This window comes from Paenibacillus sp. 01T443, assembly GCF_056398325.1.
The window spans coordinates 33,337-57,734 of record NZ_JBFTPE010000028.1 but is presented as its reverse complement, the minus strand read 5'-3'; the positions used below and the strand labels follow the sequence as shown (position 1 = coordinate 57,734).

Here is a 24,398-nt window from a genome sequence, read left to right as displayed (position 1 = left end):
GCAAAATGGAAAAGAAACTGGTTTATTTCTTGTGTACGGGTAACTCTTGCCGGAGTCAAATGTCTGATGGCTTTCTTAATGCCCTCGGCAGTGAACAGTACGAAGTGAAAAGCGCTGGACTCGAAGCTCACGGTTTGAACCCAAGAGCGGTTCAAGTAATGAAAGAAGCAGGCGTTGATATTAGTCTAAACTCTTCTAATGTTATCGATCCGGAAATTTTGAATCGAGCTCATTTTGTAATTACCCTTTGCGGTCATGCGGATGAACATTGTCCAGTAATATCAAATCCAAATGTCGTGAAATGGCATTGGGGCTTCGAGGATCCGGCAAAAGCAACAGGCACCGAAGATGAAATTATGGATCAGTTCCGTAATGTTCGCAACTCTATTAAGGCTCGAATTGAGAAGTTTGTGAATGAAGGACAATAAAATGTCCAACATCAAAAGAATGCATGCAGCCGAGAGTGCAGTGACTGTACGTTCCCCTTAGATGTTACATGGAATATATAAATACATTTCATCGTACCAAAAGTTTCAATAGCAGAAAATAAAAAATAGCCCGGCGCATTTGGGGAACGCCGGGCTTCGTGCTATCCTAATAGATTGTTAATGAATCTTTCCAATACGGTGACATCGGAAATGTTTTTGTTGCAGATGTCGCTGTTCACGCACATATAATTGCCAATCGCTTTGTAATAGTCAGGTGATGCATTAGCTGGCCTCGATTTCGAGATCGATGAGAATAATGCAACCTCTTCATGCCGATTACACAAACAACATATGCTTTTCTTGTTTGCTCGGGTAAACCTTCCTTCGATGCCAATAAGCTGTTCGTCTAGATGATACAAAAGAAACATCTTATTCGTCGCGATATCGGTCCAACCAATGTACGYCACATAACGAAAATCGAGGGCAGATAAATCAGGAACCTTCAGCTTCTTTACTTTTGGAAACAGCTTCTTGATTTGCGCAACCGACACTGGTTCGAATTCCGTCATCAACGGCTCCAAGGAATTTAGATACAGCTGGAAATCTTCCGTTCTATTCAGCGAAGAAAGCTTCTCCAAATGATGCTTTTGAAGTATCGTCGCTTCCGGAAATGCTTCTATCAATTTAGCTGATGCGCTAGTCCTGACCGCTTCCACTACCTTTGGATCGGATACGGTATTGCAGGCATTTTGCAGCAGGTTTACCTGTTTTTTTATCAAGTTATATTGATGGTTTCTAATAAATGGATGAACCATTGCTTTTCAGCCCCTTATTTTTATTAAAAAATATAAGGTGCAAAGCCTATTATTAGAAACGATATGAGCTCAATTGGGCGAAAAGGTGAAAATATTCAGTCCGGCCCCGTGCAAAGTATCGCCCTTCTATTAGGCTTTGCAGGAGCAGCATCTAGTACAGGCAATTTGATTTGCCATTCTGATCGCCTCCATTTCTATTTAATTATAAAATGGATCCTGCCGGTGCCGCAACCTCCAATGTGTAATCTGGCGCAATCGGATGGCTATTCCATCGATAATGATACGAGATAATATTTACTTATCCTTTTCGGTTTTTTCATTGTCGTCGACTAAACTTTTTGCTCCTCTTTTGAACTCCGACAAGGTAGCCCCGAAGGCTCTCCCTAACTGAGGTAATTTCGACGGTCCAAATAGCAGTAAGCCCAAAATAACAAGCAACACAATTCCGGCTACACCAATATTCATCGGCATTCCCATCTCTCCTTCATGTCTATTTTAAAAGTTAACTAGGAGGGCCGTAACATACATTAATAGCATTCCCAGCAGCAATCCTGAAAAGTTAATCCAAGATACGGTGGCCGTTCCTAAAGCCTTCGCATCTCTTATGATCATTTTGAATATGACATAGATGACTTGAATGATTGCTCCGGCTCCAATACCGAAGAACAGTGCCGCCAATGTCTGATTAAATACAAATCCACCTATCCATGTGCCTATAATAGCCGGTGCGCCTCCTATAACAGCAAGCGCTAGGAAAGTCTTCATGGCTGGCTTTGCTTTCAGCAGCGGCGCAGCAATCCCGATCCCTTCCGTAATGTTGTGAAGCGTGAAACCAATAATGAGAAAGGTGCCGAGCGCAGCCTCGCCTGCCGCAAATGCAGCTCCAATCGCGAGCCCTTCCCCGAGGTTATGCAGTCCGATTCCTCCTGCGATTTTGTACGAAACCCGCTTACCATTATCTTCGGCATTCAGAACTTTCTTCGAATGGGTTTGGTCAATTGCAAGTAGGAACAAGAAGCTGAGCAATGCTCCGAACCAAACGAGACCCGATCCTTGGAACACGCCAGGCGCTTCCGCACCAAGCTCAAGGCCTTCTTGAATGGTATCAACCGCAAGGAAGAAAAGAAGCCCTACTGTAAATGCCAAAACGGCCTGTATTCCTTTTGAAGAAAATCGCCGCATGAAGGGATACCACAACAAACCGAGACCAACGGGAACTACTCCCACATAAAAACCGATCAGCGAGTATTGGAGAAATCGATTGGTATCTGCAGCCGGAGTTTTTATTGCCGCAGCTACATCACCAATAAAGATTAGTCCATTCGAGGTAATGAGTTTAATTTCATGCGGATCTCCCTCTACCCAAGGATAAGGGATCGATATGGTAGAGCTGTCAAATCGTCCGATCGTCGCGCTTGGTGAAAAAGCAGCATTCCAGAAAGCTCCATCTACCACAACCTGTGCGACTGTCAGCTCTTTGGGTCCGGAATTAAGTATACGTACTTCAAATCCTTCATCTGTTAAGATGATACGTTCAATATTTAGCACTTCTATCGGCGCTGCCTGTTGTTCTTCTACGCCGGTGCCCCAAGTAGCTATAATCGAAACCATGCCAGCTAACAGCAGCAGCGGCAGAACGCCCAGCAGCCAAAGCTTCGGTTTATTCGACTTTTTAATTACATTTCCAGTTAGCACTGCATACTCCCCCTTTTGTTATCCGACTTCAAAGAATCCCATCCAGCCGAGCTCCGTAAACTCGCTTTGATGAGCATGGAACATATACTTTCCTGGTGCTGGAAACGTTACTTCAATGATGCCTCTTTCCCCCTGGCATTGCATGATCGTGTCCGTATATTGCGGCCTCGCGTCCGGGTCAGCACCTGTCGYATAGTAATGAAAGAAATTGGAATGTAAATGAAAGGAATTAATAGGATCAAATTCTGTCATGTTGCTTATATAGATTCGAACAAGTTCTCCCGTTTTCACTTTTATAGGTCTGGATTGATAAGCAAATGCGTAGCCGTTGACCGTATATACCTCATTTTCGCCATCTAAATCCAAGTCAAAGCCATTCATAACCATGCTTAATTCTTTGGCCTGTTTCCTTGGTTTCTTAGGATCAACGATGAAATGACCATAGAGACCTTTATGAATATGTCTGGCCAGCGGAGGAACATGGCAGTGATAGGGTTGCAGACCTGCTGGTTTTGCTTCAAATTCATATACGAATTCTTGTCCCGATGGGACAGGCTCCAATCCATCCATATTCGTCGGATGAATGCCATGGAAATGGATGGAATGAGGATGCGCTGAACCGTTCCCGAACTTGATCCGTACAATATCTCCTTCCGTACAACGCAATGTCGGTCCCGGAATCGTGCCGTTAAACGTCCATCCCGGAAATTTGATTCCTTTCGCTATCTCCACTTCGCCATCCCATGCCTGAATTTCGTAATCTCTGATCGTCCTGCCATCAGGAGACTTGCTTACAACGCCGTAATCAAAGGAAGTTAACGCCTTAACCGCAGCTTCTAGTCCCGAGGTTGAATCGGTTCCCGGATCATAACCATGCGCCATCCCATGTTTCATCTGATTTTTAAGCGAATGATGCATTTCTTCCTTTCCCATTGCTTGAGCAGGTTTTCCGAATAGTGCACTTGTATTTAAAAAACTGCTGCCCAGAACACCCAATATGCCTGCCGCTCCGACTTTAAGAATGCTTCTCCTTGAAAATTGCCGATTCGGATCCAATGCCATGAACCATCCACCCCCATGTTAATAAAAGGAAAATATTTTGCCTGTACGCAAAATATTTAATAAAAAAATTTTATTTTACCGTAGGACAAAATGTTTACCAAAGGAAACATTCAATCTGATTAGAATATATGATACAGTGGGCTCTATGTAAAGTGTTTTTTTCAAAAGAGCCCTTCAGCAGAAATTGCTGAAGGGCTCTTCTTCCTATCTTTCTTCATGTTTACTTATTTAATCAGGAATTGGGATAAGCTTGCTTTTAGCTCACGAGAAACGGCATCCAACTTCTCGGACAAGCGAACTAAACCTTCGCTTATGCTAAGCTGCTCGGTGCTAAGTGAGGCAACTTCCTCGGAAGTTGCCGACGATTCCTCCGCCACAGCACTCACATTTGTCATCGCATCTGCCAATACTCCTTGCGAATGGTCAAGCTGGCTAATTGATGCTGTCACGAGCTCAAGCTTTTCAGCAAATTGCCCCATTTGACCCTGCACGGACAAGAAAATCTGATTCGCTTCCTTAACCGATCCAATTTGCTCCTGGAACAAAGGATAAGCGTTTGACAGCACCTGTACCGTCTCATCGATCTCGCCTCTGATCTTTTCGATAATCTGTCCAACGATATCAATGGATTGACGCGACTGGTCAGCAAGCTTGCGGATTTCGTCTGCAACTACCATGAACCCTTTGCCTGCTGCTCCCGYGCGCGCTGCTTCGATCGTGGCGTTTAGGGATAAAATATTCGTTTGCTTTGTCAGATTATTGAGTACTTCTAGTATTTTTACAATCGATCCGGTGCTATCCTTGAGCGCATCTACTTTCTCGACCATGGAGCGGGTCATTTCCTCGGTTATTCCCGTCTTTTGTATGAGAATGCCCATATAAGAAATGCCCTGCCCACTCGCCTTTTCAACCTCGTTCGCTGATCGCACCATCACTTGATTGGATTCAATAACCTTTTTCATTTGCATATTTATGTGGCTTGTTAGATCAGTACCGCGCTCTGCTTCTACTGCCAGGCTGGACGCGCCGCCTGCAATTTCTTCTGTCGCGACCGCTATCTCCTTGGCTGATAGAGCCGTTTTACGGGAGGCTTCCGTCAGATCCGCTACCGTCAGCAGTACGTCTTCTGAGGAACGTGTAGTCTGTTTGGCCAATATTTGAATTTGGGTCATCATCCGGTTGAAGCTCTCCGACAGCTCTCCGATTTCATCATGGCGCTTGTTGAGGCTGGAGCGGACGGTCAGATTGCCGCCAGCACCTTCGTTCATAAGGTTTCGTAGCTTTACAAGCGGCTGCGCAATCGTCTTGATTACTAAAGCGCCGATCGCTACGGCGATTAGAGCAGCAATAAGTACGGTTATCCAAGTCAGCGTTTGGATCGCCTTTGCATCCCTTACAAGCTCTTTAACCGAAACCGTGCCGAGAAGTCTCCAGTTCATCGTATCGAATGTGGTATATGCAGCAAGCACATCCGAACCGTTCGTTGATGCCGCCTTTTGTGAGCCGTTCAGGGCGGAATCTCCTTCCGTTGGCAGGCTTACTTTGGCGGGTTTACCGATCAGCTCCGGTTCGGATGCAGCAATGTAATTGCCTTTCGAATCTAGAATCGCCATTTCGCTGCCCTGACCAAGCACCACATCCTCGAAACGCTTGTTAATCGATGCGAGGTGAATTTCCATTAAGAGTACGTAAGAGGGTTGATTCGTCAATTTGTCTTTGATTAGACGACTCATACCGATCGACGGCGGTGCCGGCAAAACAGCCAATCCATCAGGTTGTGGCGGAATCCAAAGTGTTTTCCCATCCCTTTCAATGACCTCTTTAAACCATTGTGTTTCTTTTAAAATCTCCGACCGGTTAGCTTGAGCAGTCCCGACATTTACAGCAGATAGCTTAGAATTCAATGGAATTAATATCACACCGCTAATGGAGACGTTTCCCGTCACGTAGTTTCGCAATCTATCCTTGAGCTTGCCTGCAGCTACGGATTTATTATAATCAGAATCGCTAGCCAGCACTTTCCTGACCTGTTCATGAAAATCCTCATCAATCATGATTTGCATGGATAAATCCTCATAAGTCCTAAATATAATATCCAGATTATTAGCGACTTGATTAACCGTTTGAAAGCTTGCTTCCGATACCTTTCCTTCGACGATCTCTTTCGCTTTTGCATAAGCTATTAAGCCAACAGTCATGACACACGCGATAATACTGCAAAAAATAATTGCGAAAAGCTTCATTCCAACGGATTTATACGGATTAGCCAGCTTAGAATCCTTCAACGTTCCAGAAAACGTCTTTGAGGTGTTCGAGTCGGCTTGACTGCCCGTTTGCACTTCAGCATTAACGTCGCCATCTGCTTTCGCAAGCTTTGAACCTATTGAATACGCCAACTTTCTTGCTTGTTTCTTTTCTGAATTTGTCATTGGGAAGATACCGCCTTTATTATTGTCAGTGAAAACACATCCATATCCTTCTAAATTACGTTAAAAAACAGCATATATCTTTTGTTTTTTTTTGATCGTCTATTTCATTTTGATCTGGTTTTAAAATTTAAGCAGAACCTTATGCCGAGCAAACGATGTTTGTGAAGTCCTATACTATTTAAAGTAATCTGTAAACTTTATAGGGTAGGCACCCAATCTAATAAAAGGTAAAGTTTTTGTTGAACCATAATGCAAGCGGTTATGTTCATTGATAGGCGAAAATTAAAAGAAAGCTTAACCGGATTACTATCATAGGAGGGATTATACGATGTTGCTTAAACAGGGAACAGGCGCTTATTATACAGGGAATTATAGGAATCTATTTATGGAATACGGCTATAAGAATGAGGATATCCATGCGCGTGTCGAACAGACGTGGGAGCAGCTGTTTTACGGTGATGAGAGCACGCGGATCTATTTCGAATCCGGAGACGATATGGGCTATTTGCTGGATACCGGAAATATCGATGTCCGCACAGAAGGAATGTCGTATGGGATGATGATGGCCGTCCAGATGGATCGTAAGGATATTTTTGATCGTATCTGGAAATGGACGATGACTTACATGTACATGAACGAAGGCGAAAATGCCGGTTATTTTGCCTGGTCCTGCAATACCGACGGGTCTAGGCGATCAAACGGTCCGGCTCCGGACGGTGAAGAATATTTCGCGCTAGCCCTTTTCTTCGCTTCGCATCGCTGGGGTGATGGCTTGGCGCCATTCGATTACGGAAATCAGGCGCGAAGCCTGCTTCACAGCTGCGTCCATAAGGGTGAAAATAACGATGGCAGCCCAATGTGGGAGCCTTCCAATCAATTGATTAAATTCATACCCAATTGTGATTATTCCGACCCTTCCTACCATTTGCCCCACTTTTACGAGTTGTTTGCACTATGGGCAAATCCGGTTGACCGCATCTTTTGGAAGAAAGCGGCGGATGCGAGCAGGAAGTATTTGAAGCTGTCATGCCATCCCGTTACAGGACTGGCGCCTGAATATGCCCATTATGACGGAACTCCAAACGATGAGCGAGGCTATGGCCATTTTTTCAGCGATTCTTATCGTGTAGCCGCCAATATTGGACTGGATTCTGAATGGTTCGGCGTCGATGAATGGCAGTACGAAGAGGCTAACCGGATTCAAGCGTTTTTCGCGGGTATTGACCCGTCTGATTACAGACGCTATACGATTGCGGGCGAACCGTTTGATGAAAAATCGCTGCATCCCGTTGGTTTATTGGCAACAAATGCGATGGCCTCCCTCGCGGCTCCCGCAGGTCCGAATGCAAAAGCAAGCGTTGACTTGCTATGGAATACCCCTCTTCGCACGGGTGTTCGCCGCTACTACGACAATTGTCTTTATTTGTTCGCTATGCTCGCATTGAGCGGCAATTTCAGGATGTGGATGCCTGAAGAAAACCCTTCGTAATAAGGTTTAGCTGCCTCCGTTCTTCCTATGAAACAAGCTGTTCAGCAATCTTCTTTCCCAGAAAAGGTACTTAGCATTTCGCTGAGTCCCTTTTTTTTTTGCTTTACTGTTTATATATTGAAATTTCATTCGCTGCTGATTTAGATCACCACCATGAATTGACGGGGAAAATGATCAGTTATAATATATGGATGGAGAGTATCTCATTTTTCAATATATAAGAATTTATAAGTTTTCACTTATAAATGTGCTTATATATCTCCGCGAAACGATAGCTTTTGCCACTGAGGACGGCGACAGCCGTTTACGCTTGTATTTTAACAATAATATGATCACCGTATGCCTTGCTATATAGGCAGTGATTTAGGAGGTTATGAGTTGCCTGAGATAGACAATAATTCTGTTAAATTATCCGAAAAAGCTATGAGTCTGCTAGGAGATTGCGAGAAATGTTTTGGCCTGTGCTGTGTAGCTCTCCCCTTCTCTGCTTCAGTAGACTTCGCTATTGACAAAGATGCCGGACAGCCTTGCCAAAACCTGCAAGCCGACTTCCGGTGCGGCATTCACAATCGCCTCAGAAAACAAGGCTTTCGAGGCTGCACGGTATACGATTGCTTCGGAGCAGGCCAAAAAGTTTCCTATGTCACCTTTAAAGGTCGCGACTGGCGCAGTACTCCAGAATCAGCCGAATTGATGCTTGAAGTGTTCCAGATTATGCGGCAGCTCCATGAGCTTCTCTATTATTTGACAGAAGCAGTGACATTGCAACCTGCAAGGCCCATTCATGATGATCTTCACGCTGCGCTTGAGGAGGTAGAAAATCTAACTCTACTTAGTCCGGGCTCTATTATTGAGATAGATATTACAGCAAGACGAGCTGAAATCAATGCTCTTCTCCTAAGGACTAGCGAGCTCGTGCGAGCCGATGCCCTGCTTCAGCTGAAAGTGACGGCAAAGCGCCAGAAATCCTATGGCCGAGGAGCTGATCTCATGGGGGCTAATCTCAGAAAAGCAGATCTTAGAGGCGCAAACCTGAGAGGCGCTTATCTTATTGCAGCAGACCTAAGAAGCGCTGATCTTAGAGCAGCTGACCTTATCGGAGCTGATTTCCGTGATGCAGACGTCAGAGGTGCTGACCTCACCGGCAGCATCTTTCTTACCCAATCGCAGCTCAATGCGGCGAAAGGCGATTCCGGTACTAAGCTGCCTAAAGCGTTAACCCGCCCATCACACTGGTCTGCCTAATCTTTTTGAGATATTCATGAGAATGCTCAAGAAAAAAGGCTGATCACATAAAAGTGATCAGCCTTAACAATCGTACCAACATTATCATTCGTTACTCGGAATAGTGAGTTTCTTTGACCAGGTTTTGCCGCCATCCGTTGTTCCATACAATGCAGGGGAAGACAAGCTTGTATCAGCCATCCAGCCTCGATTTTTACTCGTAAACGAAATGACGGACTCAAATCCTTTAATCGTTTTGTGATTTACCCAAGTCTTTCCAACGTCCAATGAACGGCCGACCCCGATAACTTCACCTGCTGGAGAATAACCACCCAGTATCGCTGCTCCATCAACCAGCTCCAAATTGCTGGAATGACCGCCAGGTGAAGCGGGCCCTACTTGAACAACGCCGACTGCTCCTCCCGGCGCAGCTCCGCCTCCGGCTGTGGATTGGCTTATCACCTTGCGCCAGCTTAATCCGTTATCAGAAGAAGCGTACAGCGAATAGGATTGCTGAGACATCCCGAAGCCTCCGTTAAATCTCGCCCAGACCTGACTGCCGTTAGTGTAAATTCCACCCCCGCTGACCTCACTTGATTTCACGGTTAGTTTTGTTGACCAATTCACGCCGCCATCCGTTGTTCTGGAAAGCTTGTAGCCAAACCCAGGTACAATGATTAGTGCCCAGCCATGCTTCACGTCAGCAAATTCTGCGTAACGGGTATTAGCAGGTGTTGAGATTTTCGTCCATGTTTTTCCGCCTGTCGATGTTTTGTAAGCAAATGCCCTTGTATAACCGAAGCCGTTTTTCGTATCTGTAAACTTAATCCGTTCCAGCGCGAGAGAACCCATTGGAATTTTTGTAAAGCTGCTTCCGCCGTCTGTCGTATGAATTAAAGCATTTGTTCCCGCAGAAGAGGATTTCGCCAACGCCCATCCGGTCGTATTGGATATAAAATCAAGCTGGGTAAACTGCCACGTACCCTTGTAGATCGACTGCCAGGATGAGCCTGTATCCGAGGTGCCAATTAGAAAACCGTTACCTGCTGCACGACCTGTGGTCGCGTTTAGAAATTCAATATCGCTGAAGTGGTAAGTTGAATCTCCGGCGGGCGTACCTATAAATAAATCTTTGGCACTAGCTGCTCCCGCAGCATGCGAAAGTGGAATCGTCCCAGTGATTCCAATGGCAAGCACCGCTGCTATAATTCCTGATTTTAGTTTCAATGATCTCATTTTTTTCCTCCTGCCTCTCCGTTGTAGTTTAGACATGTATACAACAAAATACCCTTCTTGGATCCAAACGAATCCGAAGGGTATAAGGTTGCTTAACGGGAGGAACAGAAAGAAAAAGATTCATCTCGGAAAGTTAAGCAGGATAGAAGTCACTTGTTCATTAACTTCCAAGCTTCCTTCGCACTGGATAAAGCATGTTGAAATTAAAGGTCTCGATAGCTTGATAAGGGATCGTCAAAGCGTTTAGCGGTTCCATGGGTACGGTCTCCATGCCGAGTACGCCCTGTCGACGATCAAGCTCATAGTCCTTCGACTGCTCTAGCCACGAGAACATGGTTTCATAAACACGCCACATATGCGCTTCGTTCCCAAGCACGCGGGCGCTCGCACACAATCCTCCGCTTACCTCCAGCTTCTCGACGACTTCCGGCACCGAACCGAACTCGCGAACCTCCAGGCCAACCCATAGCGTATCGACCTCCTTGTTCCATTGCTGCTGTGGGATGAATACATAAGCTTTCGGGCCAGCTGCCAAACGCGCATCATCGAGAGATATATGTTTTGTAAGCATGCTCCACGCGACTCTGGTTCCGCTCTTGTCCGGTGTCATGCTTGTCCGAACTGCCAACGCTTTAAAAGGCGCAACCTCTACCAAATCAACAACAATGGACTCTTGCATACGAACCGTCTCCTATTCTATTTCGCCCGTATTGGAAAATATAAGTCAATCTCGGAATTCGGATCGCCTGGCTGCGTATAACGCTGGTCATAAAATTCAAATTCGTATTTGCCTGTGTGTATGCCCCCGTCATATTCGTAGGTACTGCTTGGCAGCCAATGTCCCCAGAATTGCATGAAAGCATCGCTTATCCCGTCAAGCTGTCCTCGAAAAGTAAGCACAGCATAACGCGCAGCTGGTACTTCAATGCTTATCATGCCCTCAGGAATGTCACCATCCTGATTAATTTGTACGGAAGCGGTATAGTCGAACGGAGCTCCCGGCGGATTGTCTGGATTTTGCAGCATTAATCCAAAGCTGCGCCAGCCCAGCTGGCCTTGTATTTCCGGTATGCGGCTGCCGAATCGTGCCCAAAGCTTGGCAATGGCGTTTTCAGAGGCGGGCAATGAAGAATCAAAATGAATGGTCTCGGTGATGCCAACAACGTGAAAGGCAGGTTTCTCGATGATTTTGGTTTCAATAATCATAATCGATCCATCTCTCCTTAATCTAAACTGATTGATTCGGCTTTCATATGATGCATTTCCATATTACCACATTATGGTATAGGGTTTATGTTCTATTTCTGCCCATTGGCCATAAAACAAGACCAACCCGCAAAGGGATTGGTCTTGTTCCGCAAATCACACCCGTCAAGGCGTTGTATAAATTTCAGGCTTGGGCGAGGAAGACATCCCGTTTCCTAAAAAGTAACCCGTATGAGGCGGCTGATTATAGGCCACATTTTGCCATGCAATGGATAAACGATATACCGGATCATGCATCAGAGTATGGATTTTGGAGCTGGTGACATACGTGGTTGTATAAATTCGCAGCGCAGAATTATCCGATTTACGCCAAATTATTTCCTCACGCCAATCACCTAGCAAATCGGCCTGCAGGGATGGCGTTGCTTTTGTTCCGTTATTGGAGGCCACGCTTACTCCTGTCAACAAATTACTGGATTGATTCGCTGCCGGATTCCACTTATCGACCTTAATGCCGTCAAGAAGCTCCCGTGATAAATCACCATCCCACCATATGCCAAAATTGATCGATGGCGTGGAGGTGCTGATTTTGGCGCCAGTAATTGAATATAAACCAACGCTGTTGCTCGCCCATACCTCAGCACCCGGATAATTCGGGTCAATATCCGCTGCCATGCCTCGGCCTGTATCTTGACCAGTCTGAACTCCCCAGAGGATCGAGCCCGTTCCAGCATCCCATACCGCGGCCCCATATGGCGAGCTAGTGCTTTCCATTACCTTAAATACTTCCATTCCGGATCGATTGGGGTTTAAATCGCTGACATGAAGGGCATCCCCATGACCTAGATTGGTATTATATAACAATGAGCCATTGTCATTAATCGTTAGAGCGCCATAAACGATTTCATCCTTACCGTCACTATCCACATCGGCCACGCTCAAGCTATGATTTCCTTGGCCTGCTGTTCCCCCATTCGTAGAGCTGTTGCTGTCGAAGGTCCATTTTCTCGTTAAGCTTCCGTTTCTCCAGTCAAAAGCAACCACCACGGTACGCGTATAATAGCCTCTTGCCATAATGATGCTTGGCCGCACGCCGTCAATGTAAGCTACGCCAGCTAGAAAACGATCCACGCGGTTGCCGTAATTATCGCCCCAGCTGGAAACGGTGCCTCTTGGTGGCACATAATCAATCGTGGTGAGCGCTTTCCCCGTTTGTCCCGAGAAAACGGTCAAAAACTCCGGACCTGACAAAATATAACCGCTCGAATTACGATAATCCGCGCTTCCGCTGCCTATCGTAACCCCAGTTCCGTCAATCGTGCCGTCAGCCGTTTTGGTAACGATCTCGGCTTTGCCGTCTCCGTCGAAATCATATACCAAAAATTGCGTATAATGAGCGCCGGCTCGGATATTGAGCCCGAGATCAATTCGCCATAGCCGGGTACCGTTCAGCTCATAAGCATCCAAATAAACATTGCCTGTGTATCCGCTTTGCGAGTTATCTTTGGCATTCGAAGGGTCCCACTTCATAACAATTTCATAATCCCCGTCACCGTCCAAATCGCCAACGCTGGCATCATTGGCGTTATAAGTGTAGCTCACCCCATCCGGCGTCGTCCCTCCAGCGGGCTGCTGGATCGGAACATCCAAATAAGAATTGCTCCAGACACTTGCCGCTGGTGAAGCAGCCTGCTCCGTACCATTCACGATGGCTCGTACCGAATAACTCGAAGAGGAAGTACCAGCCGTATCCTGATAGTTAGTGCTGTTCGTGATCGGAGCTGCGTTTATCTTCGTTCCATTGCGATATAAGTTAAATGATACGGATAAATCCTCCGTGCCGAGCAGTCTCCAGCTTACAAATACGCCGCTGGCTACCTTCACGGCGACTACGCCTCGGTTTAGCTTCTCGGCTTGTCGCGCCGCGGCGGCATGAACCGTCTGATCAGGTATAACGGTTGGCATGAGCAACGTAAGCACAAACATAACGATAGCCGCGGAACGCAGCAAATGATGCAATTTTATACACATTTTCATTCCTCCAATCACTTTTTGATCTCAAAAGAAAACGCTTACCATGAAGGGGTCGCAGCCGCCTTATTCACCTCCCCACTATGAAATAGAGTCCACAGAGACTGGTTAGTCCAATGCCGTCAACCTCATTATTGACGCACTTTATTCGAATGCCTACATTAAAAATCAGATATCTTGTTCGAAAATCAGACTTTTTAGTTGATTTCTAAAATGTCCAAATTTTTATATAAAGTGAAAATTGCACTAAACAAAATAAAGCAGTCCCTTCAGCAAGGACTGCTTTATTCATTAAGTATTAAACTGTCTGAGTATGCTTCTCACGAGCGATCTGCGTTGCTTCGACCATGTTCCGCAATGATTCAACCGTTTCCTCGTAACCGCGAGTTTTGAGTCCGCAATCTGGGTTTATCCAGAACAGCTTTGGATCGAGTACGCGTAAAGCGCGGTCAATCATACTCGTCATTTCCTCTACGCGGGGAATACGGGGACTATGGATATCGTATACGCCCAAACCGATGCCAAGCTTGTACGTGTTCAGCTCAAAGCTGTGAATTAGCTCGCCGTGACTGCGTGAGGTTTCAATCGAGATAACATCGGCGTCCATATCCTCGATGGAATCAATCATGTCATGGAACTCGCAATAACACATATGCGTATGGATTTGCGTCGTATCCTGAACCGTGCACGTCGTCATCCGGAAAGCTTTGACAGCCCATGCGAGATAATTGGCTTGGTCTTCTTCCTTAAGCGGCAAGCCCTCGCGGACGGCTGGCTCATCGACTTGAATCATGCCGATTCCTGCCTGCTCAAGCGCCTCTACTTCTTGTCTTAGCGCATAAGCGAGCTGGTATGCAATTTGCTCACGGGAAATATCATCGCGGACGAACGACCAATTCATAATGGTAATCGGACCTGTCAGCATACCTTTAACGGGACGATCTGTTTTCGACTGCGCATATTTCGTTTCCTCAACCGTCATTGCTTCCTCAAAGGCTACATCTCCAAAAATAATTGGCGGTTTCACACAGCGGGATCCATAAGACTGTACCCAACCATATTGCGTAAACGCGAAGCCCGCAAGCTTCTCACCAAAGAATTCAACCATATCTGTGCGCTCAAATTCGCCATGCACTAGCACGTCAAGCCCGATTTCCTCTTGCAGTTTAATCCAAAGATCGATTTGATCACGGATATATCCAGCATATTGCTCATCGTTCCATTCACCCTTGCGCCATTGCTGGCGGGCTTTACGAACCTCAGCAGATTGCGGGAAGCTTCCGATGGTTGTCGTTGGGAAAATTGGCAGCTGCCATTTCTGCTGCTGCGCTGCATGACGTTCAGAGAAAGGCAGGCTGCGCTCAGGATGCTTAGAGCTAATCGCGGCAACAGCCTGCTGGATGTCGCTTCGATTACGCTCGCCTGATTGCTTCAATGCTTGAACGGCACGTTTATTTTCGGCAAGCTCACCCTCAAACTCAGTCGCGCCTTGCGTTATGGCTTTCGTGAGAAGAACTAGTTCTTCCAGCTTCTCATCCGCAAATGCGAGAGCCTCCTGCAGTTCTTTTTCAAGCTTCTGCTCATTTTTCACGGTTACCGGAACATGCAGCAAGCTGCATGAAGACTGCACGATCAGTTGGTTATCTGTTACGAGTTCAGTAAGCTCAGCGATAAGTGCGAGTTTTTCGCGAAGTGAAGCTTTCCAGATTCCGCGGCCATCGATAACTCCTGCACCCAAAACCTTGTCTTCAGGGAAGCCCAGCGTTTTAATGGAGGATAGATTGCTGGATAAGCCATGAACGAAATCCAAGCCTATACCTTTGACTGGCAGCGAGACAATCTCATTGTAGTTCTCTACTGATTCAAAGTAGGTTTGCAGCATAATATTCAATCCTGGTGCGGCTGCCGCAAACGCCTCATAGATGGTTTTTAGTCTAGCCAAGTCGTCCGCGCTTACTTTCGTAACGAGTATCGGTTCGTCAATTTGTACCCATTGCACGCCTTCGGCAGCAAGCTCTTGAAGAATTTGTATATAAAGCGGAAGCAATCGTCCGAGCCATGCATCTGTTTCTGCTTTGTTATAGCCTTTGGACAGCTTCAGAAAAGTTAACGGTCCGACGATTACTGGTTTGCCCTCGATACCAAGCTTTTCCTTCGCTTCACGATAAGCAAGCAATGGTTTATTTTCGGTAAGTACTGGGGCTGCACCATCCAGCTCAGGCACAATGTAGTGATAATTGGTGTTAAACCATTTGGTCATTTCACTTGCTGTAGCATCCTTCGTTCCACGGGCAATGCCGTAATAAAGTGACAAGGGAACGGCACCGCCTGCATATGGAAAGCGTTTCGGAATAATGCCAAACATTGCTGCGGTATCGAGTATATGATCGTAATAGCTGAAGTCATTGACCGCGATTAGGTCAATTCCTTTCTCTTTTTGCTTGCGCAAATGGTTTAAACGAATCTCTTGCAGCTGAAGGTGGAATTCCGACTCTTCCAGCTTTCCTGACCAAAACGCTTCGAGCGCCTTCTTCCATTCTCTATCTGCACCTATACGTGGATATCCCAAAACACTGCTTTTTATCATCTTGTAAGCTCCTCTGCAACTTGTTACAAGAAAGATAACACGGATTCGCAGGTATAGCGTAACTGGATTAAACTATATCCAGTCATAGCCTTTGGCTATATCCAAGCTTTTATAGGGGAATTGCTTCTTTGAGCGCTTCGATATATGCGGTCCCGAGCTTCGAAAGTGAAGCGTTTTTATGGGAAATCCATCCGACATTTATCGTTTCCTCGCAATCCAAAGGCACTGGTATGATTTCATTTCCATTCAAATCAGCGCTTAATACACCTGTCGATATGGTATATCCGTTTAACCCAATTAACAGATTGAATAGCGTTGCGCGGTCATTTACCCGAATGCTTTTCTTATGTGACATCGTGCTGAGAATTTCCTCCGAAAAGTGAAACGAGTTATACTCCCCTTGGTCAAAGGAGAGGTATGGATAATTTTGCAGCTGGTCAATGGTCACGATGGATTGTTTGGCGAGCGGATTCTTAATACTGATAAAAATATGCGGCTTTGCCGTCAACAAGCTGTTAAACTGTAAATTTGCGGTTTTGAGCAGTTTATTGATAACTTTCCCATTAAACTCATTCAGATATAAGATTCCGATCTCGCTGCGCATGTTTTTGACGTCTTCAATAATTTCATAAGTTTTGGTCTCGCGCAATGAAAGCTCATATTCATCCTGACCGAATTCCTGGATCAAACTTACAAAAGCATTAACCGCAAAGGCATAATGCTGAGTCGAAACCGAAAAATGCTGCGGTGACGGCTTGGCATTGAGGTACCTGCTCTCCAGTAATTCCGCTTGCTCGACAACCTGCCTCGCATAGCTTAAGAATTCAACGCCTTCCTTCGAAAGTGAGATTCCTTTATTGGATCTCTCGAATATGGCAAGCTGCATCTCATCTTCTAAATCCTTGATTGCATTGGATAGGCTTGGCTGCGAAATAAACAAGCGCTTAGCCGCTTCGTTAATGGAGCCTCTGTTTGCAACTTCTATCACATATTTTAATTGCTGAAGAGTCATTAATATACGTCCTCTCTAAACTTGTATATAGAAAATGGACGCGGCAGCATCCATTCTTCTTGTTATAGATTTACTTTCTAATCGTTTGAAATTTCTCCAGCGCGCCGGAAATGGCGCCGAGAGTGAGCGGTTTACTGAGGTAGTCGTCCATTCCCGCGGTTAAGTATTTTTCGCGGTCGCCAATTAAGGCATTCGATGTTACTGCGATAATGTACGGACAAACATTGGGAGCCAAGGTCTCTTTCAGCACCTTCGTTGCTTCCAATCCGTTCATTTCAGGCATTTCTATGTCCATAAAAATAATATCATACGACGCATAGGCCAAAGCTTGAATCACTTCATTTCCGTTTCCGGCGGTACTGGCTGAATAACCGAGCTTGTCCAGCATTTTTATTAATACCAGTTGATTGATTTCATTATCTTCCGCAATCAAAACTTTTAATGCCTCTGCGTCCATTTGATCGTCCAAGTTCGTCATTTCCTGCCGCACGGAATCTTTTCGGGTTTCCTTACGGAAGTAAACGTTAAATCGAAAGGTTGCGCCGGTTTCATCAACAGATTCTGCCCAAATTTGTCCATCCATGAGCTCCACAAGCCTTTTGCTGATAGCTAAGCCGAGCCCGCTGCCCTCTTGCTTGCGGGTCATAAAATGCTCTAATTGATAAAATGGATCAAATAAATGCTCATGTTTTTCTGCAGGAATCCCAATGCCGCTATCATTTATTGTGAACTGGCACCGTACCCGGTCTTTGTCAGCGGATATATTTTGCACGGATACGGTAACGCTTCCGTAAAAAGTGAATTTAACCGCGTTGCTAACAAGGTTGATTAGTACCTGTCTAAGACGGTTGGAATCGCCATTTACAATTTCGGGAACATCCGCGTCAACATTTACGTTCAATTTCAAGTTCTTCTCAAGCGCTTTGTGATAAAAAATATCAAGCGTCTCTGCGATAATTTCTCTAATTTGAAACGGTTCATTCATCAATACTGTCTTGCCGGATTCAATTTTCGATAAGTCTAAAATATCGTTGATGAGGGCAAGCAGAGCTTCACCGCTCTTGTTAATAATCTTCACATATTCTGTTTGCTGCTCGTCAAGTTGAGTCGTCTGGAGCAGTAAATCGGTCATGCCGATAACGCCGTTCATCGGTGTTCGGATTTCATGACTCATCATGGCCAAAAACTCGCTTTTTGCTTTGTTCATTTTCTCTGCTGCTTCTTTCGCAATTAACAGCTTTTTTTGTTCGGTAATATCTTTGGCAATAATGTAATAACCGACTGTTTCCTTATTGACTATAATAGGCGCAATCGTAGTTAAGACCTCGACGAAATGACCGAATTTATGTTTAAACTTATTAATATTTCTTTCAACTAAAACATGGTCCTTGGATTCCGATAATATTTTAATAAGATTATCCTCACCGATAAATGTTGAAATACTCATCCCAACCATATGTTTAATAGGGAATCCTATGAGGTGTTCCGCGACTGCGTTGCTATTAATAATACAGCCTTTCAAATCAAGGGATATGATGGCATCATGGTTGTATTTTTTTAAGGAGGTATAACGTTGAACGCTTTCTTCCAACGATAACTCCACTTTTTTGCGTTCTGTGATATCTTGCGTTGTTCCTAGTACTTTTACCGGAGAGCCGTTTTCGTCAAACTTAACGGAGATGCGAATATTTAAATACTTAATAGATTGATCGGGCTGTAAATTTCGGAATTCGTAATTAAATTCCTCCCCTTTCATTGCATCCATAAAGCAATCCCGATAACGCTGTTGATCTTCGGGGTGAATGAGTTGGATGAGATCATCGTTCGAGATTAAGTGATTACTGCTTCTATTGAAGATTTTATAACAATACTCGGACATGGTAACCTTATCATTAGGAATATCCCACTCCCAACTCCCAAGAGACGCAATATCTTGTGCTTCATTCAAGTTGTCCTCATAATTTTTCCGTTCGGTAATATCACGTCCGATACCTATTACTTTCTGGACGCTTCCCTGTTCATCTCTAATGGTAGTGAATGTAGTTTCAAACCATATATATCGACCGTCTTGATGGCGTACGCGATAAGTTATAACATCGTTATCCATATAGGTTGATGTTAACATTTCTTTCAAATCATCTGGATGGTAGTACTCGAAATTATTTTTCCCAATGAGATCTTCTGGCTCATACCCTAGCAAATCACGGACAGAAGGCGAAATATATTGGGTAACGCCATCTGGGGTGTTATAGGATATAAGGTCAAGTACATTGCAGGCAATAAGATCATGAAGCTCCTTCGTTTCCAGCAATTCAAGCTCGATCGCCTTTTTCTCTGAGATATCAATAATATGAGTAATAAAATATAAAGGGTTTTGATTGGTTTCATCATGAACTAAGGAAACATGAATAGAAGCCCATACGGTATCTCCGCTTTTATGTATGCATCTTTTTTCTGTTTTGTAAAAAGTGGATCCGCCGTTTAAAGCTTCTCTTCTAAAATCCAGATTTGCTTCAATATCATCGGGATGCGTGATGTCCATGAAGCTTTTGTCCCTTAATTCCTCTTCCGAATAACCTAGGATTTCACAAGCAAGGGGATTGGCATTTAGTAATCTTCCCTCTGGCGACACCAAGGCAATGCCAATTGGAGCATGCGTATAGAGCTGTGCAAAGACATCATGCCGTTCGTTCATATTTAGCAAACAAAGCCCCTCCAATCGGGAGTATCCCTTTATATGAATACCAATTGATTTAATACTTTCTAGTATACTTACTTTAAATGAATGTAAAAGAAAATTAAAGCCATTAATCATTTAATCATTTTATTAATAAGTCACATGTTATTCGAGGAACAAAAGAGTGTATAATTTTAATGGTGATAGCTGGAAGGAGCGAAATAAATGAGCCAAAAGCATTTTGATATTTGGGGAGATATTACAATCGTCATTTCACCCTCTTTGAAAATTAGAAATGTCAACAAATCTATTTTCAATTTCCTCCTATTCACTGAAGAAGAGTTAATCGGAAACCAGATCCAAAGCATTCTTCCGGAATACCCGTTGGAGCAGCTGATATCGGGTGATTCTGAATATATACCCTATCGTGATACTTTCCTCATTAATAAAAACGGAGACCGTTTTCCTATCTCTGTCTCAGCTTCTTCCATCAAGGATGAGGATGGCAGTCTGCTCGCGCTAGTGCTCCTTTTACACGAAGTTAGCGGCAGAAACCAGAAGAAAGCAACACTTGCCGATATGGAAAACAGATATCGTTCCTTAACCGATAACGCCTTGGATGCGGTCATTGTTATGAATCACGACGGTATGGTTATCGAATGGAACCTTCAAGCAGAAGCCCAGTTCGGTTGGTTATCAGAGGAAGCTATCGGGAGTAATCTTGCCAATCTGATAATCCCCCCAGCTATGCGTGAAAGACATCAGCAAGGACTAAACCGATTTATACAGACTAGAGAACGACGTATCCTTAACAAAAGGATTGAACTGTCAGCTCTTCATCGCGAGGGTTATCTTATTCCTGTTGAATTGACCGTATCCCCCATACCATGGGGAGATACCTATATCTTCAGCGCATTCGTAAGGGATATTACATCACGAAAGCTCTCTGAGAGGGAACTTGTACAGGCGAAAGAAGCAGCTGAAGCGGCCGCGCGTTCCAAGAGTCTCTTCCTCGCAACGATGAGCCATGAAATAAGGACTCCCTTGAATGGGATCGTGGGTATGACGCAGTTGTTAAAGGATACGGAACTATCCTCTGAACAACAAATGTATATGGAGCATATTTCAAAAAGCGAAAACGCTTTACTCGCGATCATCAACGATATTCTGGATTTCACCAAAATCGATTCAGGAAATGTTGAATTGGAATGGCTGCCTTTTAATCTAGCCGTTTGCATTGAAGAAACCTTTGATCTGCTATCCGGTTTGGCTGCAGATAAACGCTTAGATTTGAAATATGTATTGGATCCGGATTTGCCGCAAAAAGTCGTGGGCGATATGACTAGATTAAGACAAATTCTCATCAATTTGATAGGGAATGCAATCAAATTCACTAATACCGGCGGCGTTTCTTTACGTGTTGATTTAACGGAACGAATCGATCCGAATCAATATCAGCTGCTTTTTACAGTGATAGATACAGGGATCGGTATTCCAAGCGATCAAATGGGATTGTTATTCAAGCCCTTTTCGCAATTAGATTCCTCTACTACCCGGAAATTTGGAGGAACCGGCTTAGGTCTTGCTATATGCAAGAACCTTGTTGAGCTTATGGGCGGAGAAATTTGGGCTCAGCCTGTTCAACAAGGAGCAACCTTCGTTTTCACCATTACAACACATTCAGCAGACAGCTGGACCAGCCAACAAGAATTGGCAGCGTTTGACGCAGCTAGCGATCGGAGCTCTATTCGAGTCCTGATTGCGGAGGATAATGAGATTAATCAGAAGGTGCTTATTCATTTATTGCAGAAAGAAGGAATAAACGCAGATGTCGTAACGAATGGCTTAGAAGTATTGGAAGCATTCGAATTGAAAGCATACGATCTTGTGTTGATGGATATCCAAATGCCGATTATGGATGGCATAGAAGCAACCCAAACCATCAGACAAACCTTTTCAAAAGAAAAACAGCCTAAAATCATTGCCGTTACCTCAAATGCTTTCACGGAAGACAAAGAAAAATGTATGGCGGCAGGAATGGACGGTTATATAAGTAAACCCATTCGACGGACTGAATTGCTAAGCGCATTGAATAATATTTTGTAATAATACCCCCGCAGCGCAAGTGTCATAACCGAAGCAGTGAACGGAGCCATCGATGCTTTATGTGAAAAAACACCGAAAAGTATCGCCAGTTCATCCCGTATGCCCCTTTCGAATCAATATTTTACTCATCGCTATTATTACCAACGCTGCCGTATTCTGAATCCTTATTGACCTGTACATGAAAAAAGAGGAAGAGCATAGATACGCTCTCTTCCTCCGCCTAGCTTTATATAAAAAGTGGATTACACCTTAATTTGGGCTTCAACAGCATGTTCAAGCCATATATCCTTAAAATCGATCCAGCCGAGCGAATTTACGCCTACCCCTTTTATGTTTGRATTATAGAAGGTGTTCAGTTTCTTATGGAGCAGAAAGAGGACAAGTGTGTCCTCCCTTAGCTTATTTTCAATTTCAAGCAGATGACTCCAGCGTTCCTCCGCCGTTTGGCAAGCCAATGCTTCATCAATTTTATCCTTTACCCAGCCGCGGAGACTCGGATCCAAATGTTCTCTAAGAAAGTTTCCGGTCTGCTCATAAAGCTCGATTAAACAAACCTCATCCTCCGCAAATACGACGCAATATAAGAGACAATCCGCGCTTTGGAGTACGTCCGGCTCTCTAATCGATTCCCAGGTCTCGACTTGCACGATAATGTTGATTCCAAAGTCAGCCAGATGACACTTCAGCCACAAAGCATCCTGCTCATGAATACCATATGTGCAGATCTGTATCGTTGAGCCGTCATAACCGGATTCCTCAATCAGCTGGGCGGCAAGCTCGAATTCGCATTGATCCTGCCAATTCGCCGATAAATCGTTCGGATGAAATCCTCTTGCGGGATACATGCGATCCTCACCCAGCTCTCGGATCATGCGGGTACGGTCAACAAGAAGATCAACCGCTCTCCGAAAGGCAGGAGACTGCTGCGGTCCTTCTTTCCCCATATTCCAAGTCAATAGGCTGCAGCCATTGCATACCGATTCGATTTTCTGCCACCCTTGCTCGGGCCTAATATCTCTTAAGTCATGGTCAACCAACAGCTGCTCCCAGCTTTTTGAATATTCAATCGTATCCTCCGGCATCATGACAATGACAACACCGTCAAGATGGGCCCGCTCTCCATAATAATTCGGATTAACCTGCATCGTAAATCGGTCCGCCGTCCATTCTGCGAACTTAAACGGCCCCGTACCGATAGGATGCTTCCAGAATTGTTCATCTTGATCAACCAGATCATGAGGCACGATCGATAGACCGGGTGCACAAAGGAATCTCGGGAACAACCAATTAGGCTTCTCCAATATTATTTTCACGGTCCGCTGGTTCTTTGCTTCAATCGCTGTGATCGAGCGGACAAACCAGCCTGAAGCGCTGCTGCCGCGCAGTCGATTAAGTGTATAAACGACATCCTCAGCGACGAGCTCCCTGCCGTGATGAAACAGAGCTCCTTTGCGAAGATGGAAGGTCCATTCCCTTCCGCTTGCATCATGCTCCCAGGCGTGAGCCAGCGCAGGCACGATCCTCGCTTTTTCACGGTCATATTGAACCAAACAATCAAACAGCTGCTTGATCATATGCGCGCTGAAAGAATAATACAGTTCCTTTGGATCCAGCGTCAAAATCGGCCTGTACACCGGAAGGCGAAGGATATCTGATTCCACTTCGTTTATTTGCTCTGTACGATAACCAAAATGTCCGTTCAGCCATTCGATAAATTCGCTTCTAACATTTGTGCCCGTGCTAAACCTTTCAATCATTTCGAAAGCGTGCTTATATTCGCCTTTCAACGCCATCTGCTGAGCGAGTGCAAGCAGTTCCTTCTCTTTTGCGACGAGGAAGGTAATTTGTGATCGATTTCCGCGCCCTCTCCCTGCGATCCATTCGATTAAGCCCTCCTCTTCCAGCTTTCTTAGGATGAGCTTCACATTTCGCGGTGTGCAATATAAGGTTTCGGCCAGCTGATCCAGCGAGACTTCAATCGCATTTCCTGTCCCTTCTGCTCCGGCAAACTTCGTATATAACAATAAATAACGTTCATTCGTAAGCAATAGGCGACCTCCTTGCCTTCAAACTAAAATAAAAGGGGAAATTTATGAGTTTGATTATACTCTTTTTATCCCCTTTTCGCGACCGCATAATAAAGACATAAGAAACACATTGTCGAAGGAGGAAACGAACATGCTGGTAAATCATTATATTGCCGAAAAATTGTGGGAAGACCATGAACGAGAATGGGAAGTTAGGGTGCGAAGAGGAGAATTTGTTGAAGGGGATCAGCCTAAAGCATCTTTTTTCAGAAGATTATTCTCCAGCCGAAGGATTGCAGATACAGCGAAGGAGGATTCGCATGATGCCTCCGCATCTCGCTGAAAAATAAAAAGGCTAGTCTCTTTATAGGAGA

18 protein-coding genes are annotated in these 24,398 nt (G+C 44.8%); 5 read left to right on the top strand and 13 right to left on the bottom strand.

The window, feature by feature from the left end:
* The first annotated feature begins 5 nt into the window (after positions 1-5).
* Entirely contained in the window at positions 6-428 is a 423-nt protein-coding gene (gene arsC, locus AC1DLI_RS30290; protein WP_477608768.1) for an arsenate reductase (thioredoxin), read from the top strand.
* A 161-nt stretch (positions 429-589) separates the two neighbouring features.
* Here arsC and AC1DLI_RS30285 read toward each other — a convergent pair whose 3' ends face one another.
* From AC1DLI_RS30285 to AC1DLI_RS30265, 5 genes are all read right to left on the bottom strand, one after another.
* The gene (locus AC1DLI_RS30285) at positions 590-1,243 is read right to left on the bottom strand and encodes a FusB/FusC family EF-G-binding protein (RefSeq protein ID WP_477608766.1); all 654 of its coding nucleotides are present in this window, start codon (positions 1,241-1,243) and stop codon (positions 590-592) included.
* A gap of 294 nt (positions 1,244-1,537) precedes the next feature.
* On the bottom strand, positions 1,538-1,714 hold the full coding sequence (locus AC1DLI_RS30280; protein ID WP_477608764.1) for a twin-arginine translocase TatA/TatE family subunit: 177 nt from the start codon (positions 1,712-1,714) through the stop codon (positions 1,538-1,540).
* 24 nt (positions 1,715-1,738) lie between these two features.
* Positions 1,739-2,938, bottom strand: a complete 1,200-nt coding sequence (locus AC1DLI_RS30275; RefSeq protein ID WP_477608762.1) for a ZIP family metal transporter — start codon at positions 2,936-2,938, stop codon at positions 1,739-1,741.
* Positions 2,939-2,956: 18 nt separating this feature from the next.
* Positions 2,957-3,820, bottom strand: a complete 864-nt coding sequence (locus AC1DLI_RS30270) for a multicopper oxidase domain-containing protein (RefSeq protein WP_477608789.1) — start codon at positions 3,818-3,820, stop codon at positions 2,957-2,959.
* A 404-nt stretch (positions 3,821-4,224) separates the two neighbouring features.
* Positions 4,225-6,429 (bottom strand): methyl-accepting chemotaxis protein, encoded by a 2,205-nt coding sequence (locus AC1DLI_RS30265; RefSeq protein ID WP_477608760.1) that lies wholly within the window; start codon positions 6,427-6,429, stop codon positions 4,225-4,227.
* 328 nt (positions 6,430-6,757) lie between these two features.
* Here AC1DLI_RS30265 and AC1DLI_RS30260 point away from each other — a divergent pair, with 328 nt between their 5' ends.
* Both AC1DLI_RS30260 and AC1DLI_RS30255 read left to right on the top strand, forming a co-directional pair.
* Positions 6,758-7,918: a family 8 glycosyl hydrolase gene (locus AC1DLI_RS30260; RefSeq protein WP_477608758.1), complete on the top strand. Its 1,161-nt coding sequence runs from the start codon at positions 6,758-6,760 to the stop codon at positions 7,916-7,918.
* 423 nt (positions 7,919-8,341) lie between these two features.
* The gene (locus AC1DLI_RS30255; protein WP_477608787.1) at positions 8,342-9,163 is read left to right on the top strand and encodes a pentapeptide repeat-containing protein; all 822 of its coding nucleotides are present in this window, start codon (positions 8,342-8,344) and stop codon (positions 9,161-9,163) included.
* Between the two features lie 84 nt (positions 9,164-9,247).
* Here AC1DLI_RS30255 and AC1DLI_RS30250 read toward each other — a convergent pair whose 3' ends face one another.
* The 7 genes from AC1DLI_RS30250 to AC1DLI_RS30220 form a co-directional block, all read right to left on the bottom strand.
* The gene (locus AC1DLI_RS30250) at positions 9,248-10,378 is read right to left on the bottom strand and encodes a WD40/YVTN/BNR-like repeat-containing protein (protein ID WP_477608756.1); all 1,131 of its coding nucleotides are present in this window, start codon (positions 10,376-10,378) and stop codon (positions 9,248-9,250) included.
* Positions 10,379-10,538: 160 nt separating this feature from the next.
* A complete protein-coding gene (locus AC1DLI_RS30245) occupies positions 10,539-11,057 on the bottom strand; it encodes a GyrI-like domain-containing protein (protein WP_477608755.1) in 519 nt (172 codons plus the stop codon).
* Positions 11,058-11,074: 17 nt separating this feature from the next.
* The gene (locus tag AC1DLI_RS30240; RefSeq protein ID WP_477608753.1) at positions 11,075-11,584 is read right to left on the bottom strand and encodes a GyrI-like domain-containing protein; all 510 of its coding nucleotides are present in this window, start codon (positions 11,582-11,584) and stop codon (positions 11,075-11,077) included.
* Between the two features lie 165 nt (positions 11,585-11,749).
* The gene (locus AC1DLI_RS30235; RefSeq protein WP_477608785.1) at positions 11,750-13,570 is read right to left on the bottom strand and encodes a rhamnogalacturonan lyase; all 1,821 of its coding nucleotides are present in this window, start codon (positions 13,568-13,570) and stop codon (positions 11,750-11,752) included.
* A 343-nt stretch (positions 13,571-13,913) separates the two neighbouring features.
* Positions 13,914-16,202: a 5-methyltetrahydropteroyltriglutamate--homocysteine S-methyltransferase gene (metE, locus tag AC1DLI_RS30230; protein ID WP_477608751.1), complete on the bottom strand. Its 2,289-nt coding sequence runs from the start codon at positions 16,200-16,202 to the stop codon at positions 13,914-13,916.
* A gap of 109 nt (positions 16,203-16,311) precedes the next feature.
* Positions 16,312-17,214: a LysR family transcriptional regulator gene (locus AC1DLI_RS30225; protein ID WP_477608749.1), complete on the bottom strand. Its 903-nt coding sequence runs from the start codon at positions 17,212-17,214 to the stop codon at positions 16,312-16,314.
* A 70-nt stretch (positions 17,215-17,284) separates the two neighbouring features.
* A complete protein-coding gene (locus tag AC1DLI_RS30220; protein ID WP_477608747.1) occupies positions 17,285-20,029 on the bottom strand; it encodes a PAS domain S-box protein in 2,745 nt (914 codons plus the stop codon).
* 87 nt (positions 20,030-20,116) lie between these two features.
* Here AC1DLI_RS30220 and AC1DLI_RS30215 point away from each other — a divergent pair, with 87 nt between their 5' ends.
* A complete protein-coding gene (locus AC1DLI_RS30215) occupies positions 20,117-21,997 on the top strand; it encodes a PAS domain S-box protein (RefSeq protein WP_477608745.1) in 1,881 nt (626 codons plus the stop codon).
* Positions 21,998-22,239: 242 nt separating this feature from the next.
* On the opposite strand, the gene AC1DLI_RS30210 is transcribed toward AC1DLI_RS30215, so the two are convergent.
* The gene (locus tag AC1DLI_RS30210; protein ID WP_477608743.1) at positions 22,240-24,045 is read right to left on the bottom strand and encodes an ABC transporter substrate-binding protein; all 1,806 of its coding nucleotides are present in this window, start codon (positions 24,043-24,045) and stop codon (positions 22,240-22,242) included.
* Positions 24,046-24,175: 130 nt separating this feature from the next.
* Here AC1DLI_RS30210 and AC1DLI_RS30205 point away from each other — a divergent pair, with 130 nt between their 5' ends.
* Complete coding sequence (locus AC1DLI_RS30205) at positions 24,176-24,367, top strand: hypothetical protein (protein WP_477608741.1); 192 nt, start codon at positions 24,176-24,178, stop codon at positions 24,365-24,367.
* Positions 24,368-24,398 lie beyond the last annotated feature (31 nt).

Excerpts from the sequence above, each read along its gene's own strand:
- AC1DLI_RS30280 (WP_477608764.1), bottom strand. The coding sequence starts at position 1,714 with ATGCCGATGAATATTGGTGTAGCCGGAATTGTGTTGCTTGTTATTTTG.
- AC1DLI_RS30215 (WP_477608745.1), top strand. The coding sequence starts at position 20,117 with ATGAGCCAAAAGCATTTTGATATTTGGGGAGATATTACAATCGTCATT.
- AC1DLI_RS30205 (WP_477608741.1), top strand. The coding sequence starts at position 24,176 with ATGCTGGTAAATCATTATATTGCCGAAAAATTGTGGGAAGACCATGAA.
- AC1DLI_RS30225 (WP_477608749.1), bottom strand. The coding sequence starts at position 17,214 with ATGACTCTTCAGCAATTAAAATATGTGATAGAAGTTGCAAACAGAGGC.
- AC1DLI_RS30250 (WP_477608756.1), bottom strand. The coding sequence starts at position 10,378 with ATGAGATCATTGAAACTAAAATCAGGAATTATAGCAGCGGTGCTTGCC.
- arsC (WP_477608768.1), top strand. The coding sequence starts at position 6 with ATGGAAAAGAAACTGGTTTATTTCTTGTGTACGGGTAACTCTTGCCGG.
- AC1DLI_RS30240 (WP_477608753.1), bottom strand. The coding sequence starts at position 11,584 with ATGATTATTGAAACCAAAATCATCGAGAAACCTGCCTTTCACGTTGTT.
- AC1DLI_RS30235 (WP_477608785.1), bottom strand. The coding sequence starts at position 13,570 with ATGTTTGTGCTTACGTTGCTCATGCCAACCGTTATACCTGATCAGACG.
- metE (WP_477608751.1), bottom strand. The coding sequence starts at position 16,202 with ATGATAAAAAGCAGTGTTTTGGGATATCCACGTATAGGTGCAGATAGA.
- AC1DLI_RS30255 (WP_477608787.1), top strand. The coding sequence starts at position 8,342 with ATGAGTCTGCTAGGAGATTGCGAGAAATGTTTTGGCCTGTGCTGTGTA.
- AC1DLI_RS30245 (WP_477608755.1), bottom strand. The coding sequence starts at position 11,057 with ATGCAAGAGTCCATTGTTGTTGATTTGGTAGAGGTTGCGCCTTTTAAA.
- AC1DLI_RS30220 (WP_477608747.1), bottom strand. The coding sequence starts at position 20,029 with ATGATTAATGGCTTTAATTTTCTTTTACATTCATTTAAAGTAAGTATA.
- AC1DLI_RS30260 (WP_477608758.1), top strand. The coding sequence starts at position 6,758 with ATGTTGCTTAAACAGGGAACAGGCGCTTATTATACAGGGAATTATAGG.